The organism is Amaricoccus tamworthensis (assembly GCF_049800875.1).
Taxonomy (GTDB): domain Bacteria; phylum Pseudomonadota; class Alphaproteobacteria; order Rhodobacterales; family Rhodobacteraceae; genus Amaricoccus; species Amaricoccus tamworthensis.
In genome coordinates, this window is record NZ_JBNAFV010000003.1 from 215,280 (window position 1) to 231,360 (window position 16,081).

Sequence of the window (16,081 nt, forward strand, 5' to 3'; positions counted from 1 at the left end):
GATCAGGGCCGCTCGATACCGAGGCTGGCCGGGTCAACCTCGGTCGCGCCAAGCTCCTGAAGGGTGTAGGCAAAGTTGCTTTCCAGCGTCGAGAAGATCTCCTGCGCCTCCTCGCCATAGGCGCCACTCACGGTGTAGTTGTTGGTCTCGGCCCATTCGGCGACCACATCCGAGGCAATCGCCTGCTCAAACGCCTCGCCAAGCACGCCCTTCACCTCGTCCGAGGCGCTGTCATGCACGGCAAAACCAATCGCCTGCATCAGCGGCAGGTACTGGTCCAGCCCGTCATAGATATCGAACGCCGACGGCACGGTGGTCCCGGCGATCTCGGCACTGTCCGGGGTCAGCATCGCGAGCGGCTTGAGCTGCCCGCCCTCGATCAGCGCGGCCTGCTCGGCCAGAGAGGTCACGACAAGCTGAACCTCACCGGCAATCGCGGCCTCCTGACCGGGTGCGGAGCCCTGATAGGGCACAAACAGAAATTCTGCCCCGGCACCGTTCTGAATGGCCAGCAGATTCAGGTGATGGATTGACCCCGCGCCGGAGGCGGCAGCCGGAATGGTCCCCGGATCAGCCTTCGCGGCATCCACAAGTTCCTCAAGCGTATTGTACGGGCTGTCAGCCGGCACCGAAATCAGATCCGGCGAGCCGCCAACAATAAACGGATGCCAGTAGTCAAACTTTTTGTCCCAGCCCCCCTGAACGGCGGCGGTGACATTGGATTCGGACAGGCCGACCAGGGTGTAGCCGTCATCGGGCTGGTTCATCACATAGACGAGGCCGTTCGACCCGGCGACACCACCCGTCTGGTTAATGACATTGATGGACACCGGCAGGTGCTTTTCCATCTCGGCCATGATCATGCGGTTGATGCTGTCCGTTCCGCCACCGGCGCCCCAGACCACGGCGGTCGTGATGTCGCGGAAGGGATATTCCTGCGCGGCGGCGGCCCCGCCCGCCCCGGCGGCCAGCACGGCTGCGGTGATCAGCTTTACAGCTCCTGAAGTCATTTTTTCGGTCCTCCCATGGATCTCGCATTCCCTTGTTGCATTTATTTGCGTATGCATTAAAAAATGCTTTGTCAACTTTTCGATTGGACAAGTCGGAAAAATCGTCCACACCAACTCGAGGAAAAGAGGCCCGGGAATGAACAAGACCTTCAGCATTGCGGTGTTTAGCGGCGACGGCATCGGCCCTGAAATCACGGCCCCCACGCTCGATATCCTTGAGCGCATGGCCGCGGCTTCGGATGGCTACGACCTGCGGTTTACCGACGCGCCCGCCGGTGCCTCTCATTATGCCCAAACCGGTGAATCACTGCCCGAAGCCTCCATGGACATTGCCCGCGCATCCGATGCCATCCTGCTCTCGGCCATGGGCCTGCCGGACGTGCGCTACCCGGACGGCACCGAAATCTCGCCCCAGATCGAGCTGCGCAAGGCGCTGACGCTCTTTGCCGGCATCCGCCCCGTCACGGTCAAACCTGGCCAGAAAACGCCGCTGAACCTGCCCGCCGACCGCGGCATTGATTTCGTCCTCGTCCGCGAGAGCACCGAAGGTCTCTTCCACACCCAGGGCTGCGGCGAGGTCACGAAGGACGAGGCCCGCGAGACCCTGCTCATCACCCGTGAGATCTCGGAAAAACTCTTCCGCTTCACCTTCGACCTCGCCGCCACGCGCAAAAAGACCGGTCGCGGACCGGGCCGGGTCACCTGCGTCGACAAGGCCAATGTCTTCCGCGCCTTCGCGTTCTTCCGCGAAATGTTCGATGCCGAGGCCGCCAAACACCCCGACCTTATCGCCGACCACGCCTATGTGGACGCAACTGCGCTGTGGATGGTTCAGAAACCCTGGGATTTCGACGTTCTGGTAACCGAGAACATGTTCGGCGACATCCTCTCCGACCTCGGCGCGGGCCTGATGGGCGGCCTTGGGCTCGCCCCCTCCGCCGATATCGGCCTCGAAAACGCCGTTTTCCAGCCCTGCCACGGCTCCGCGCCCGACATCGCGGGCCAGGGGCTTGCCAACCCGCTGGCCATGATCCTCTCCGCCGCCATGATGCTCGACTGGCTGGGTCTGCGCCATGACAATGACGCGATGGTCCAGGACGGCGCCCGCCTGCGCGAGGCCGTGGAGGACGTGGTCGCCCGTGGAGAGGTCCTGACCCGTGACATCGGCGGCACCGCCGGCACCAAAGAGGCCGCAAACGCCGTACTCGAAACCCTCTTCGTCTCATGAGTGCCAGTACCGGCATCAGGGTCGCCTGCGTCGGCGCGGGCTATTTCAGTCAGTTCCACTACGGAAGCTGGGCCAGAATGGACCGGGCCACCCCGGTTGGCGCGTGCGACCACGACGCAGCGAAAGCCGGGGCCACCGGCCTCCCCGCCTATACCGACCCCGCCCGAATGATCGCGGAGCAGTCCCCCGACCTGCTCGACATCATCCTGCCCCCGGCGGCCCATGCGGACACCATCCGAACCGCCCTGGCTCACGGCATCAAATGGATCATCTGCCAGAAACCCTTCTGCATCGATCTCGATGAGGCCCGCGCCATCACCGCAGAGGCCGAAGCCGCCGGGGCCACCATCATCGTGCACGAAAACTTTCGTTTTCAGCCCTGGTACCGCACCATCCGGGAGGCACTCGACCGCGGCGATATCGGCCAAACGCTCCAGGTCACCTTCCGCATGCGCCCCGGCGACGGCCAGGGACCGGAGGCCTATCTGGCCCGCCAGCCCTATTTCCAGAAGATGGAACGCTTTCTCGTCCACGAAACCGCCGTCCACTGGGTCGACACCTTCCGCTATCTGCTCGGCGATCCGGTAAGCGTTTATGCCGACCTGCGCCGCATCAATCCGCACATCGCGGGCGAGGACGCCGGTTACATCCTCTTTGACCACCCCAACGGCGCGCGCGCGCTTTACGACGGCAACCGGCATCTCGACCACAACGCCGACAATCTCCGCCGCACCATGGGCGAGGCCCTGTTTGAGGGCACCGAAGGTACCATCACCCTGCACGGCAGCGGCGCCGTCGAACTGCGCCGCTTCGGCAGCGACACCGCCAAAACCCTGCTCCCCCCCGACGACTGGGACGGGTTTGGCGGCGACTGTGTCCACGCCCTGCAAACCCATGTGGTCGCGGGCATTCTGGACGGCGCCCCGCTGGAAAACCTCGCCCGCGACTATCTGACAGTTGAACGGATTGAGGCGGCAATTTACGATTCCGCCAGCAGGGGCTGCAAACTGGCCCTTCAGGAGTAGCCTCGCCCATGCCGGACAAATCCCTTTCCAGTTCCCAGCGGGCCGTACAGGAATTGCGGTCACGGATATTCTCCGGAGAGCTCGCCGCCGGCTCCGACCACCTGGAATCCGAGCTTGCCGACCTGCTGGAAATGTCCCGCACCCCCGTTCGCGAGGCCGTGCTGACACTGGGCAGCCAGGGGCTACTGGAACTGCGCCCGCGCAAGGGTGTCCGCATCCTGCCACTTTCGCCCGAGGACATGGCCGAGGTCTACGACGTCCTGACCGAGCTTGAGAGCCACGCCGCTGAACGCGCGGCTTCCGCCAACTACGGCGAGGCTGATTTGGCAGAACTCGCCCAGGCCATCGACGACATGGACGCGGCCATCGCGAAATCCGATCTCGACGCCTGGGCCGAGGCCGATGACCGTTTCCACAGCGAACTGGTCCGTCTCGGCCGCAACAGCCGCATCGAGGCCATCGTAGCCATGATGAGCGACCAGGTCCGCCGCGCCCGCACCACCACGCTCTTCATGCGCCCCCTGCCCACCAAGTCGAACGAGGACCACCGCGCCGTCTACCAGGCAATCCGCGACGGCAACCCGGACACCGCCCGAACCATCCACCGCAAGCACCGCCAGCACGCCAAGGCCATCCTGGTAGAGCTTCTGGGCAAACACCGCCTGCGCTACCTCTGATCCCGCCCACACGGAACACCAACCCGACCTGCCGCGTTGGCTTCCCAGGCGCGCTCCATCCAAACGGTGACGGCTGCGGGCACTTTACGCACAAGGGGATTTGAGCATGGATTGGATGGAAATGTTTTTTCAGGGCTGGAACGGGATCGTCCGCGCGGTCATCGTCGGCACCCTGGCCTACATGTTTCTCGTCGTCTCACTGAGGGTCTCGGGCAAGCGCACCCTGGCGAAACTCAACGCCTTCGACCTCGTGATAACCGTGGCCTTCGGCTCCACCCTCGCCTCAATCCTGCTCAGCAAGGACATCGCCCTGGCCGAAGGCGCGGCCGCCCTCATTCTGCTCATCCTCCTGCAATACGGCGTCACGGCCCTGTCCGTCCGGTCCAAAACCTTCGCCCGCGCCGTGCGTTCTGAGCCCACGCTGCTCCTGCGCGACGGCGAGCCCCTGCACCAGGCCATGCGAAAATCACGGGTGACGCAGGAGGAACTGGAAACCGTCATCCGCACCGAGGGCCGCCGGGGTTTTGAGGACGTTTCCGCCGTCATTCTCGAATCCGACGGCTCCTTCTCCGTGGTCGACGGCACCGGCAAAGGCCGCGCTGAACATTCAGGTGCCGGGACATAAACCGCCCCTCAGCCGCCCTTGCGCCAGGCCGCCGGGGTCTGGCCGTACACGCGCTGAAACTCGCGATAGAAATTCGACCGGGTCAGAAACCCCGACCGCGTCACGATCTCCGACACGCTCGCATCCGTTTCGCGCAGAAGCGTCGCCGCATGGCGCACCCGAAACCCGTTCACATACTGCGACACGTTCATCCCCTCGCCCCGGTTGATTGCCGCCGACAGGGTCTTTTCCGGGACATGCAGCCGCCGCGCCAGCCGCTGCACCGTCAGGTCCGGGTCGAGATACAGCTCACTCTCCTCCAGCATCTCCCGCGCCGCCCGCAAAACCCCGTCATCCGGCGCCTCCGCCGGCACCGCCTCCACCTGCGGCCGCTCCACCACCAGCCGTGGCAGCGCAAACAGCACCGCGCCAAACAGCAGGATCAGCGGCACCGACCCCCAGGAAATCAGCGTCCGCACATGTCGCCCGCCCGACAGCGCAAAATCGGCCGCAATCGCCACATCCATCACCAGAACGAACGCCATCAGCCCCGCCCCGCGCAGCATCCAGTTCGACAGCCCCCGCGACAGGCCCAGCCGCGCATGCACCAGATGATCGCTCCCCTTCCGCCACAGCAGAACCAGCGCCCCGATGTAAAACGCAAACAGAGCCCCGATCACCCAGTCCACCGCGACAGGCCGCCACAGCGTCAGCAGAACCAGCCCCGCCGCCACCGCCAAATGCCAGCGCGCCAGCCGCCTGAACCGCTCCGGGCCTTCCGCCAGCGCCAGAAATCCCAGATACATAACCGGCCCCACCAGCAGCGGCAAAACCCGCTGCACGCCCACGAACAGGTCGATCCCGTAGCCAAAGCGCAGCCCGACCAGAAACGCCTCCAGCGCGAACAACGCAAAGAGCAGCGCAAAAAACACCCGCGACGCCCGCACGCCCGTATCGAGCCGCCAGACCACCACGGCCAGCGCCGCGCAGAGCAGAAACGTCAGGAACGGCAGGGGCAAAGACACCAGATTTCCACTGTCAGCCTGTCCCATATCGCGCCTTTCCTGTCCTGTATCGGGATCGAGGACAGGACAAACCGTCTCCCCCCGTTGTTTCAGCCCCGCTCATACGCAACCTGAACCGCAACGAACAGCCCCGAACCCGGAGACACCGATGCGACACCTTCTGCACGCCACCCTGCTCGCAGCCCTCACTACCACGGCCCAGGCCGACCCCTGGCAAACCGGCCTCGCGCCCCTGATCATCGCCCATGACACCCGCCCGCTCGAAGGCTTCGTCTGGTACCCTACCGATGGCACCGCTGGCGCCGACACCCATCTCGGCAACCCGGTCTGGCAGGGCATCACGGCCATTGAGGGTGCCGACCCCATCAATGACCCTCTGCCCCTCGTCGTCCTCTCCCACGGCATGTATGGCAACGCCCGCAACCAGGCGTGGCTCGCGGCGGAGCTTGCCCGCCAGGGCTACGCCGTCGCCGCTATCGACCATCCGGGCAGTTCCACCTGGTCCCGCGACCCGGATCTCAGCCGCCAGCTTTGGGAGCGCCCCCGCGACGTCACCCGCGTGATCGACCACCTCACCGGGCAGGACGCCACGCTCGCCATCGACCCCGACCGCATCTACATGGCCGGACATTCGCTTGGCGGCTTCACCGCCATAGCCCTCGCGGGCGGCCGCTGGGACAGCGACGGCTTCGACGCCTTCTGCACGGTTCAGCCCGACGACCTCGTCTGCGGCATCATGGACCGCTGGCACATCGCCCAAACACCGGAGGACCAGGCAGAGATGGAAGCCGACCTCTCCGACCCGCGCATCCGGGCCTTTGCCGTGCTCGACCCCGGCGGCGTCCAGACCTTCTCCACCGCGAGCCTCAATGCCATCGACCGCCCCATGCTCGTCTACGGCGCGCCCGACGACATCATGGGCCTGAACCTCGACGTCGAGGCCCGCGCCATCGCCGCCGCCCTGCCCGCGGACACCTCAACCTATCTGGAACCGGACGGCCTCGCCCATTTCGACTTTCTCGGCGTCTGCACCCCGAACGCCGTTGAGATCCTGAAGGAGGAGGATCCGGGCGAGGAATATGTTTGCGACCGCGGCCATGACGAGCGCATCGTGGAACATGCGCGGATTGCGGAAACCATTGCCGGCTTTTTCCCGAAACAGTGACCCGGGGCCACTTGCGGGGACCCCGGGAAAAGCCTATCTGCGCCGCTGGACATTGGTCCGGAGAAGCGGGGAAGTGCCCCGCGCAACATGAAAGTACGTTACGTTATGAGTGATCTTAAAATGGGGGACCTCGTCGTCCTGCAGGCCGGCTCGATGCGCATGGCCGTTGAGGGCGTCGAAGGCGACATGATTTCCTGCGTCTGGTGCCACGAGGGCCAGATCGGCCGCGACACATTCAACGCCATCCTGCTCCGCAAATGGGAACAGCGCGACGACGACCGCGGCGGCAAACCGGGCCGCGGCGACCGCGACGGCGGCAAGCCCCATCGCGGCGGCGATGACCGCCCCCACCGCGGCAAACCCGGCTGGGACGGCAAACCCCGCGAAAAGAAATTCTTCCGCAAGGAGGGATAATCGCCCGAAGGGCCGGTCAAGCGATCGGCCTTTTTTTCTGACTTGACGTCGCGCCCTCTCGATGAGGGCGTCGCGGACCTCGGGTGGCGCTTTAGCGTCTCCACCCCCTGCCCTGACCCAAGGCACGACGCGCCATGCCCGACTTTGGGAGGGCTTCGACCCGTTTGGCTGGCGCGTGTCGCGTAGACCCGCAGACGAACTGAGCAGGGGCCGACGTCGGGATGCCCTCCCGGGGGGAAAGTCGGGCATGGCGTGTCGTGCCGACACGCCGGGAATGGTGGCAGGACCTGTGCCCAGTGCCCGTCAAGACACTAAAAGGATACTATTTTTGGGCAGAACCAAACCGCTCACTCCAGCGAACTGCGCACATCCCAGGTCTGATACGCGGCCATATCCCCGCTGCACTCCTCCAGGGTCAGTTCCTTGATCTGGTTCACGTCACTGCGCCCCGACCGGGTCGCCTCGCCAACCGTCACGCACAGCTCCGGCGCCGCCGTGGCGGAGATGGTGCCCTCACCGGAAAACTCAAATCCCTGCGCGTCGCTGCCATCACACACGGCCAGTTCCAGTGCACTGCCCGCCTCAAGCGCCGCGGCCTCCATACAGACATCATAGTTGACCATATAGAGCTCGCCCCCGGCAAACCGGTCCGTCTCGAAAGTCTGGTCCCAGCCCAGCGCCCCGCCGGGGCTGTAACAGGTATGTCCCTGAAGTCCGTCCTCGGCCCGCGCCTGCTTCTCCCGCCCACCCGCGATATCAATGCAGTACCCGGCCTGAATATTGTCGAGCATGTCCAGCAGATAGATCTCAACCGTCTCCGCCCGCGCCGTTCCCGGCACTGCCGTCAGCGCACAAATCCCCAAGCAGCCCGCTGCAACCCAACTTCTGGACAACGCCCAATCCTCCGTAAAATCTCACTACGCCTTCAACGGAAGCCGAGTGAATTTCCGTCGATTTTTTTTCGAGGAAATATGGCAAAAACGCGGCTTCGGGGAACCTCAGCTCATCCCTGAAGCTTTGAGCGCCGGTAAAACAGATGTGCAAGCGTCAGGACAGGCACGAAAGACACCGCGCCGAGATAGCGTTCGTACAGACCGTCCACATCCGTGGGCAGAAAGAAAAACACCGGCGCCGACACCACCCAGACAACGCCGCTGGCGATCAGGACCGTACGATAGCGCGGGCTGGCGCGTCCCGCCCCGCGCGCCATGGCAAAGCATATAACGGCGAGGGCTACGCCGAGGGCATAGACCAGATACACATGAATGACCCAGCCGTCGCTGTCAGCATCACCGTATTCGTTGCGTGCGCCGATCAGAAACACCAATAGACCGAAGAGAACGAGCGCGACGATCCCAACGCTCCAGCCCCGGTTGCCCAAATGCACATGCGCGGCCGAGACCGCCAACCCGATCAGCGCCGCCGAAAAGGCGTAGAGGCCAATATCAACAATGAACTCATAGCGCCCCGCGCCGAGATCGCTGATCGTGTCGTCAATCCAGTCATGATCCGGCACCACAATATCCGCGATCAGGATGGACACCGCGAGAGCGGCACACCCAAAAAGCGCGAGGAAACTGAAGAACCGCAAAAGCCCCGGCTGCTCGGTCGTCTCAACATGCATGCCGGAACTGGTCTTCGCTGTCTTTGTCATTGCGGTTCCTCGAGGTTGAAAAACCAACATGCAAAGGGGCGTTTGGTTCCTGTCCCGAGGACGCGGACATTGTTCGAGACCTGACCGCCCGATCCTACCTGAACCGGTCCGCCAGTTTCTGAAGCATCGTGCGCTCGTCCAACGGCTCCGGTTCCGGCTCGGCCACCGGCGCGGGTTTTTTGGCCGGTTTGGCTTCCGGCGCTTTCGCCTGCTTCTGCGGTTTGTTCGGCGCAAGCCGCCGCGCCACCGCGTTCATGAACCCGGAGTTATCCCCCCGCACCAGATCGTCGGCCCCTTCCGATATCCCGTCCAGCATCGGCTCCAGCCAGTCATTGTCGTATTTCGAAAAATCGCCCAGCACGTAATTCGACACCAGCCGTTTGTCGCCCGGATGCCCGATCCCGATCCGCACCCGCGAAAACCCCGGTCCCAGATGCGCGTCAATCGACCGCAGCCCGTTATGCCCCGCATGACCACCGCCGGTCTTGATCCGCAATTTGCCCGGTGCCAGGTCAAGCTCATCGTGAAACACGATGACGTCGCCAAGCTCCAGCTTGTAGAATTTCATCGCCGCCTGCACCGCATCCCCGGACAGGTTCATGTAGGTCTCCGGCTTTTGCAGCAGAACCTTTTCCCCGCCCAGGCGGCCCTCGGAAATGACGCCGTTGAACTTGCTCCGCCACGGACCAAATCCATGACCGTCCGCAATGGCATCGACGGCCATGAAACCAACATTGTGCCGGTTGGCCGCATATTTCGCACCAGGGTTCCCAAGACCAACGAGAAGCTTCACGAAACGTCTCCTTTCCGTGCAATCTGCGCCATTTGACTCACAATCTGTGCCATCTGACTCTCAATCTGTGCCAAATTCATGCTCATCTGTGCCAAATGAGTCACCGGATGCGCCACCTCAAAAGCAAAACGCGCCACGATTTCCCGTAGCGCGTTCCGTATTTCATCACGTTCGAGGCGGAAATTATTCCTCGGAAGCCTCTGCGGTTTCTTCCGCTGCCTCAGCCTCATCACCGGCTTCCTCATCGTCCTCGGAGCGCAGGCTCGAAGGTGCCTGGATGTTGCCGATAACGAAGTCACGGTCGATGGTCGGACGAGTGCCTTTCGGCAGGTCAACCTCGGAAATGTGAATGGTATCACCCACTTCCTTGCCGGCCAGGTCCACGGTGAGGTGGTCGGGGATGTTGCCTGCGGTCACGCGAAGCTCAACCTCGTTGCGCACAATGGTCAGAACGCCGCCACGCTTGATGCCCGGGCAGGTTTCCTCGTTGATGAACTCAACGGGAATCATCAGGCTCACACGGGACTTGTCACCCAGACGCAGAAAATCCACATGCGTCGGCAGGTCCTTTACAACGTCACGCTGCACACCACGGCAGATCACGTGGTTCTTCTCGCCATCAACAATCACGTCGATCAGGGTCGAGAGAAACTTGCCCGCGTGCAGACGCTTCAGCAACTCATTGAATTTAACGTTGATTTTGATGGGCTCTTTGTTGCCACCATAAATCACGCCTGGGACCAGACCTGCTTTGCGTGCCCGTCGAGCGGCCCCCTTGCCGCTTTCGGTGCGCGCCGTAGCGTCGAGAACCGGTGTCTCTTTTGCCATTGGCTTTTTCCTTTTTTCAGTGTCAGGTGGCCTTCCTCCAAGGGTGTAGGGCCACGAATGCGCGCGTCTATATGACCCCGCCCGGAATGTGAAGCCTTAATTGCGCTCCCGACCCGCTTGTGGTCCGGTCGGGTGTGACTATAGTGCCGAAAAAACAGTAGCCTGAAGCGAAAGTCCTTCCATGTCCGCACCCCGCGTTGCCCTGCTAGTGACATGTCTTGTTGACATGTTTCGCCCCTCCGTTGGTTTCGCAACGGTAAAACTGCTGGAGGACGCTGGCTGCACCGTCGAGGTTCCGCAGCGCCAGACCTGCTGTGGCCAGCCCGCCTGGAATTCGGGCGACCGGGAGCACGCAAAGGCACTGGCCGCGCAGGTTATCGAGGAATTTGAAGGATTTGACTACGTTGTCGCCCCCTCCGGCTCCTGCGCCGCGACGGTGGTCAAGGACTATGCGGAGATGTTTAAGGGCGATGAGGCCATGGTCGCCCGCGCGAAGGCACTCGCCGCGAAAACCCATGAAATCACGTCCTTTTTGACCGATGTGCTCGGCATCAGCGATGTAAAACAGGCCCTGACGACCTCCGTGACATATCACGACAGTTGCTCCGGCCTGCGCAGCCTTGGCGTCTCCGAACAGCCCCGCAAGCTTCTGGGGTCGGTTGAGGGGCTGGAACTGCGGGAAATGGTTGAGAACGATGTCTGCTGCGGTTTCGGTGGCACGTTCTGCGTCAAGTTTCCCGACGTCTCAAACTCAATGGTTTCCGACAAAACCCGCAACATTGCGGATACCGGTGCGGACATGGTACTGGCCGGCGATCTCGGCTGTCTGATGAACATGGCCGGCAAGGCCAGCCGCGAGGGACGCACCTTTAAGGCCCGGCATGTGGTTGAAATCCTTGCTGGAGACACCAAAACCCCTGCCATCGGAGAGGACAAATGAGCGGACACGTCCCGACCTCCTCGGCCTTCAAAAGCAACTCCCAGGAGGCGCTGGTCAACCGCAACCTCCAGGCCGCCCTGCGCGGGTCCCGAGGGAATTTCATCGCCAAACGCGCCGCTGCGCGGGCAAATGTCCCCGAGTTTGATGACATCCGGGATCAGGCGCGGGACATGAAGAACCATGTTCTTGCCAATCTCGACCTCTATCTGGAGGCCTACGAGAAAAAGGTCACGGAAGCGGGCGGGCATGTTCACTGGGCCGAAACCGCCGAGGACGCGCGGCGGATCGTTCTTGATATCTGTCGGAAATCAAACGCGAAAACCGTGAACAAGGGCAAGACGATGATCTCCGAGGAATGCGGGATCAACGACCATCTTGCCGAACATGGCATCAAGCCCGTCGAAACGGATCTCGGCGAATACATCATCCAGCTGCGCGGCGAAATCCCCAGCCATATCATCGCCCCCGCCGTACATGTCACCGTGCCGGAGATTGAGGAGGCCTTCCGCAAGCATCACGCACACCTGCCTCCGGACCGTGACCTCTCGGAACTTGCCAGCCTTCAGGCCGAGGCCCGTGCGGAGCTGCGGGCCAAGTATTTTGAGGCCGAGGTCGGCATTACCGGTGCAAACATGCTCATCGCGGAGACCGGACAGTCGGTGATCGTGACGAACGAGGGCAACGGCGACCTGTCGCAGTCGCTGCCCAAAGTTCATATCGTCATGGCATCACTGGAGAAAATCGTCCCAACGCTCGAGGACAGCGCCACACTCCTGCGTCTTTTGGCGCGATCGGCCACGGGTCAGGAAATGTCTGTCTACACGACATTTTCCAGCGGACCCAAACGCAGCGAGGACCCGGACGGGCCGGAGGAATACCACGTCGTTCTGCTCGACAACGGCCGGTCGAACATGATCGGCACCGAGTTCGAGGAAATGCTCCGCTGCATCCGCTGCGGCGCCTGCATGAATCACTGCCCAGTCTACCAGAGCGTCGGCGGCCATGCCTATGGCTGGGTCTATCCAGGGCCGATGGGCGCCGTTCTGACGCCCTCACTCATTGGGGTGGAGGAAGGCGGCCAGCTGCCCAACGCATCTACCTTCTGCGGGCGTTGCGAGGCCGTGTGCCCCATGCGGATCCCTCTGCCAAAGATGATGCGAAGCTGGCGTGAACGGGAATTTGAAAAGAACCTCACCCCGTCGGCCACCCGCTACGGACTCGGCGTCTGGGCCTGGGCCGCGCAGCGCCCCTGGGCCTACCGGCTTGCGGCACGTATTGCCAACCGTTCGCTGGGGATCACGGGCAAATCAAAATTCTCAAAATTGCCACTGGCGGGCGGCTGGACGAAGTTCCGTGACTTCCCCGCTCCGCAGGGCGGCACCTTCATGGACCAGTGGAAGGCAGGCAAACGATGAGCGCCCGAGACACCATCCTAGCCCGCGTCCGTGACGCGGCGCTGGCCCGCCCGGAAGCCGCAACCGACCGCGAGGCTCAGGTGGCTGAGCGGATGATTACCGGTCCCAAAGGCATCGTGCCCCATCAGGGCCAGGCCACGGGGCCGCAGAAACTGCGCCAGTTTCTTGAGAAACTTGAAGCGAACGACACCACCGTCACACGGGTCTCCAGCGAGGACGAGATTGCCCATGCCGTTGCGCGGGAATTGCGCAAGCGCAACCTGCCCGCCGCAATTCGGATGGGCGAGGACCCGATGTTCCACGCACAGGACTGGGGGTCACTGGATGTCTCACGCGGTCCGGGGCGGCTGGAAGAGCCCGTCACGCTGAGCCGGGCGCAGTTTGCCATCGCGGAGACCGGTACACTGGTCCTGACCTCCGGGCCAGACAACCCGGTGACGCTGACCTTCCTCGGCGAAACGCATTTTGTGGTTCTGCGCACCGAGGATCTGCGGTCCGGATTCGAGGACATGTGGGGCGACTTCCGCAAACGGGGACTGGACCCGCGGACAGTCAACATGGTCAGCGGACCGTCACGGTCTGCGGATATTGGTCAGGTGCTGCAACTCGGCGCCCACGGGCCGGTTGCGCTGCACCTGTTCATGGTGGGCTGAGGCGGCGCGTTCCGGCCGCAAGGGCCGGAATACGCTTAGATATCAACACCCAGGGCTTCGGCGACGGTAAAGATGTCCTTGTCGCCGCGGCCGCACATGTTCATGACCATGATGTGGTCCTTCGGCAGGTCCGGCGCGATTTTGGTCACATGGGCGAGTGCATGGGACGGCTCAAGCGCCGGGATGATGCCCTCAGTCACGCAGCACAGCTTGAACGCCTCAAGCGCCTCCTTGTCCGTCACGCTGACATATTCCACGCGGCCAATGTCGTGGAGCCATGAATGCTCTGGACCTATGCCGGGATAGTCGAGGCCAGCTGAGATGGAATGGCCCTCAATGATCTGGCCGTCCGCGTCCTGCAACAGATAGGTGCGGTTGCCGTGCAAAACGCCCGGGCGACCACCGGTCAGGGACGCGGCGTGCTCCATGCGGTCGTCAACGCCATGTCCGCCGGCCTCAACGCCGACGATGCGCACGTCGGTGTCATCGAGGAACGGGTGGAACAGGCCCATGGCGTTTGAGCCACCGCCGATGCAGGCGACAAGCGAGTCCGGCAGACGGCCTTCCCGCTCCTGCATCTGTTCGCGGACTTCCTTGCCGATGATGGACTGGAAGTCACGCACCAGCGCGGGATAGGGATGCGGCCCGGCGACCGTACCGATGCAGTAGAAGGTCTCGTCCACATTGGTGACCCAGTCGCGCATGGCCTCGTTCATGGCGTCCTTCAGCGTCGCGGCACCGGCCTTCACGGCCACGACCTCGGCCCCGAGGAGCTTCATGCGGAATACGTTGGGCTTCTGGCGCTCTACATCCGTGGCGCCCATGAAGACCACGCATTTCAGGCCAAACCGGGCGCAAACGGTTGCCGTGGCCACGCCATGCTGACCGGCGCCGGTTTCCGCGATGATCCGGGTTTTGCCCATGCGACGGGCGAGCAGGATCTGGCCCAGCACGTTGTTGATCTTGTGCGCGCCGGTGTGGTTCAACTCGTCGCGCTTGAGGTAGATCTTAGCCCCGCCCAGGTGCTCCGTCAGGCGTTCGGCGTGGTAGAGCGGGCTGGGGCGACCAACATAGTGTTTCCACAGATCGTCCATCTCGGCCCAGAAGGTTGGGTCGCTTTTGGCCTTTTCGTACTCGGCCTCAAGGTCGAGGATCAGCGGCATGAGCGTCTCTGAGACGAAGCGTCCGCCGAAATCACCGAAACGGCCCCGCTCGTCAGGACCGGCACGAAGGGAGTTTGGAGTATTGACGTTCATGGATCGTACCGCCTTTTGGAATGGCTCATGCCTGGTTGGGCCGTTGTAAACAGGCCGCAACGGCACGTCGAGAGGGAACCGGTCAGGAGGCGGCGTTGGCCTGCTTCACAAATGACCGGATGAGGTCATGGTCCTTGTACCCTGCCCGGCTCTCAACGCCGGAGGACACATCGACCTGGGTCGCGCCGGTGAACCGGATGGCCTCGCCCACGTTTTCGGGATTGAGACCACCGGCGAGCAGCCAGGGCACCGTCCATTTCCGCTGCTGGATGAGGCTCCAGTCGAAGGCCTGACCATTGCCGCCGGGACGGTCCGCGTTGGGCTCGGGGCGCGCATCGACCAGAACCATGTCGGACACTTCGCTATAGGCATCCAGCGCCTCGAGGTCCTCATGGGTCGCAACGCCCACGGCCTTCATCACGGGCAATTCGAAGCGCTCCCGCACCTCACGCACGCGGTCAGGGCTCTCATGGCCGTGCAGCTGGATCATGTTTAGCGGAATTGCCTCGAGGATCGCGGCCAGGTCCTCGTCGCTCGCATCCACGGTCAGCCCCACTCCCAGAATGTCGCCAGTCAGGGCCGGGGCGATCCAGGCGGCATCACCGAGCGTGATGTTGCGGGGGGATTTCGGGAAGAAGACGAAGCCCACATAGGTGGCACCCGCCTCCGCCGCGACCCGGACATCGGCGCGGGTTCTAAGACCGCAGATCTTGATTTTCATGAGTGTGCGTCAGTTCCCAAGGATGGCAAGCACGTCGTCCTTGGGCTTGTTGACCTCCCGACGCAGGCCTTCCATCTCACGCTTGAGGTTGTCGGCCTCGCGGATCTTCTGGGAGGCCAGGCGGCGGTGTTTGTATTCGCGCAGGTACTCGAAGAGGTAGCCGATCACGAGACCGATCACGATCGAGCAGAGGATCACCACGAAAAGCGGAACCTCAAAACGCATTCCCGGCATCAGGTGGTCGAGCGCCGACGGCAGCATGTTGAGCGTTACAAGCTCACGGTTGGCAACCGACAGTACCACGATCGCCAGAAGGATGACCGCGAGGATAATGATTTTTACAGTCCGCATACGCGCCCCCAGAGTTCAGTGCCGCGAAACTATTCCTCGTTGAGGCGTTCGCGAAGCAGTTTACCAGTCTTGAAAAAAGGAACAAATTTTTCCTCAACCTCGACGGCATCCCCGGTGCGGGGGTTGCGTCCCTGCCGGGCGTCGCGCCTTTTGACGGAGAACGCGCCAAAGCCGCGCAGCTCAACACGGTGACCATCCGCCATGGCCTCAATAATTTCATCAAAGATGGTACCCACGATACGCTCAACGTCACGTTGATACAGGTGCGGGTTTTCTTCGGCAATCTTCTGAATCAGTTCGGATTTGATCATCGCCGTCCCTA

Annotated in this window: 19 protein-coding genes; 9 read left to right on the forward strand and 10 right to left on the reverse strand. The window is 62.8% G+C overall.

The genetic code is table 11. The features are described from left to right. Positions 1 to 2: 2 nt before the first annotated feature. Positions 3 to 1,010, reverse strand: coding sequence for a tripartite tricarboxylate transporter substrate binding protein (locus ACP15P_RS08335; protein ID WP_424928006.1), 1,008 nt, complete (start codon positions 1,008 to 1,010; stop codon positions 3 to 5). A 136-nt stretch (positions 1,011 to 1,146) separates the two neighbouring features. Between ACP15P_RS08335 and ACP15P_RS08340 the strand changes: the two genes are divergently transcribed. The 4 genes from ACP15P_RS08340 to ACP15P_RS08355 all read left to right on the forward strand — a co-directional run bounded on the left by ACP15P_RS08340 (position 1,147) and on the right by ACP15P_RS08355 (position 4,565). Further along, entirely contained in the window at positions 1,147 to 2,238 is a 1,092-nt protein-coding gene (locus tag ACP15P_RS08340) for an isocitrate/isopropylmalate dehydrogenase family protein (protein WP_424928007.1), read from the forward strand. Further along, positions 2,235 to 3,263: a Gfo/Idh/MocA family protein gene (locus ACP15P_RS08345; protein ID WP_424928008.1), complete on the forward strand. Its 1,029-nt coding sequence runs from the start codon at positions 2,235 to 2,237 to the stop codon at positions 3,261 to 3,263. Before ACP15P_RS08340 ends, ACP15P_RS08345 begins: the two co-directional genes overlap by 4 nt. An 8-nt stretch (positions 3,264 to 3,271) precedes the next feature. Continuing rightward, positions 3,272 to 3,940 carry a GntR family transcriptional regulator gene (locus ACP15P_RS08350; RefSeq protein ID WP_424928009.1) on the forward strand — a complete coding sequence of 223 codons (669 nt, stop codon included), beginning with the start codon at positions 3,272 to 3,274 and terminating at the stop codon, positions 3,938 to 3,940. A 106-nt stretch (positions 3,941 to 4,046) separates the two neighbouring features. Next, positions 4,047 to 4,565, forward strand: a complete 519-nt coding sequence (locus tag ACP15P_RS08355; protein ID WP_424928010.1) for a DUF421 domain-containing protein — start codon at positions 4,047 to 4,049, stop codon at positions 4,563 to 4,565. Positions 4,566 to 4,573: 8 nt separating this feature from the next. Here ACP15P_RS08355 and ACP15P_RS08360 read toward each other — a convergent pair whose 3' ends face one another. Next, complete coding sequence (locus ACP15P_RS08360; protein WP_424928011.1) at positions 4,574 to 5,596, reverse strand: helix-turn-helix domain-containing protein; 1,023 nt, start codon at positions 5,594 to 5,596, stop codon at positions 4,574 to 4,576. 121 nt (positions 5,597 to 5,717) lie between these two features. On the opposite strand from ACP15P_RS08360, the gene ACP15P_RS08365 reads away from it, so the two are divergent. Then, complete coding sequence (locus ACP15P_RS08365) at positions 5,718 to 6,734, forward strand: alpha/beta hydrolase family protein (protein ID WP_424928012.1); 1,017 nt, start codon at positions 5,718 to 5,720, stop codon at positions 6,732 to 6,734. Between the two features lie 87 nt (positions 6,735 to 6,821). Beyond that, entirely contained in the window at positions 6,822 to 7,148 is a 327-nt protein-coding gene (locus ACP15P_RS08370) for a hypothetical protein (RefSeq protein ID WP_424928013.1), read from the forward strand. Between the two features lie 347 nt (positions 7,149 to 7,495). Here ACP15P_RS08370 and ACP15P_RS08375 read toward each other — a convergent pair whose 3' ends face one another. From ACP15P_RS08375 to ACP15P_RS08390, 4 genes are all read right to left on the reverse strand, one after another. Continuing rightward, on the reverse strand, positions 7,496 to 8,041 hold the full coding sequence (locus ACP15P_RS08375) for a ricin-type beta-trefoil lectin domain protein (RefSeq protein WP_424928014.1): 546 nt from the start codon (positions 8,039 to 8,041) through the stop codon (positions 7,496 to 7,498). Between the two features lie 110 nt (positions 8,042 to 8,151). After that, positions 8,152 to 8,802, reverse strand: coding sequence for a DUF998 domain-containing protein (locus ACP15P_RS08380; RefSeq protein WP_424928015.1), 651 nt, complete (start codon positions 8,800 to 8,802; stop codon positions 8,152 to 8,154). A gap of 94 nt (positions 8,803 to 8,896) precedes the next feature. After that, positions 8,897 to 9,595 (reverse strand): aminoacyl-tRNA hydrolase, encoded by a 699-nt coding sequence (pth, locus tag ACP15P_RS08385; RefSeq protein WP_424928016.1) that lies wholly within the window; start codon positions 9,593 to 9,595, stop codon positions 8,897 to 8,899. 183 nt (positions 9,596 to 9,778) lie between these two features. Then, positions 9,779 to 10,423, reverse strand: a complete 645-nt coding sequence (locus ACP15P_RS08390) for a 50S ribosomal protein L25/general stress protein Ctc (RefSeq protein WP_424928017.1) — start codon at positions 10,421 to 10,423, stop codon at positions 9,779 to 9,781. A 181-nt stretch (positions 10,424 to 10,604) separates the two neighbouring features. Between ACP15P_RS08390 and ACP15P_RS08395 the strand changes: the two genes are divergently transcribed. From ACP15P_RS08395 to ACP15P_RS08405, 3 genes are read left to right on the forward strand one after another with little or no spacing between them, the layout of a single operon-like run. Further along, a complete protein-coding gene (locus ACP15P_RS08395) occupies positions 10,605 to 11,363 on the forward strand; it encodes a (Fe-S)-binding protein (RefSeq protein ID WP_424928018.1) in 759 nt (252 codons plus the stop codon). After that, positions 11,360 to 12,778, forward strand: a complete 1,419-nt coding sequence (locus tag ACP15P_RS08400) for a LutB/LldF family L-lactate oxidation iron-sulfur protein (protein ID WP_424928019.1) — start codon at positions 11,360 to 11,362, stop codon at positions 12,776 to 12,778. Before ACP15P_RS08395 ends, ACP15P_RS08400 begins: the two co-directional genes overlap by 4 nt. Next, positions 12,775 to 13,431: a LutC/YkgG family protein gene (locus tag ACP15P_RS08405; protein WP_424928020.1), complete on the forward strand. Its 657-nt coding sequence runs from the start codon at positions 12,775 to 12,777 to the stop codon at positions 13,429 to 13,431. Before ACP15P_RS08400 ends, ACP15P_RS08405 begins: the two co-directional genes overlap by 4 nt. Before the next feature lie 35 nt (positions 13,432 to 13,466). Here ACP15P_RS08405 and trpB read toward each other — a convergent pair whose 3' ends face one another. The 4 genes from trpB to ihfB all read right to left on the reverse strand — a co-directional run bounded on the left by trpB (position 13,467) and on the right by ihfB (position 16,070). Further along, positions 13,467 to 14,687, reverse strand: a complete 1,221-nt coding sequence (gene trpB / locus ACP15P_RS08410; RefSeq protein ID WP_424928021.1) for a tryptophan synthase subunit beta — start codon at positions 14,685 to 14,687, stop codon at positions 13,467 to 13,469. Positions 14,688 to 14,769: 82 nt separating this feature from the next. Then, positions 14,770 to 15,408 (reverse strand): phosphoribosylanthranilate isomerase, encoded by a 639-nt coding sequence (locus ACP15P_RS08415; RefSeq protein ID WP_424928022.1) that lies wholly within the window; start codon positions 15,406 to 15,408, stop codon positions 14,770 to 14,772. Between the two features lie 9 nt (positions 15,409 to 15,417). Next, complete coding sequence (locus ACP15P_RS08420; protein WP_424928023.1) at positions 15,418 to 15,759, reverse strand: LapA family protein; 342 nt, start codon at positions 15,757 to 15,759, stop codon at positions 15,418 to 15,420. 29 nt (positions 15,760 to 15,788) lie between these two features. After that, on the reverse strand, positions 15,789 to 16,070 hold the full coding sequence (gene ihfB, locus ACP15P_RS08425; protein WP_424928024.1) for an integration host factor subunit beta: 282 nt from the start codon (positions 16,068 to 16,070) through the stop codon (positions 15,789 to 15,791). Positions 16,071 to 16,081: the final 11 nt, after the last annotated feature.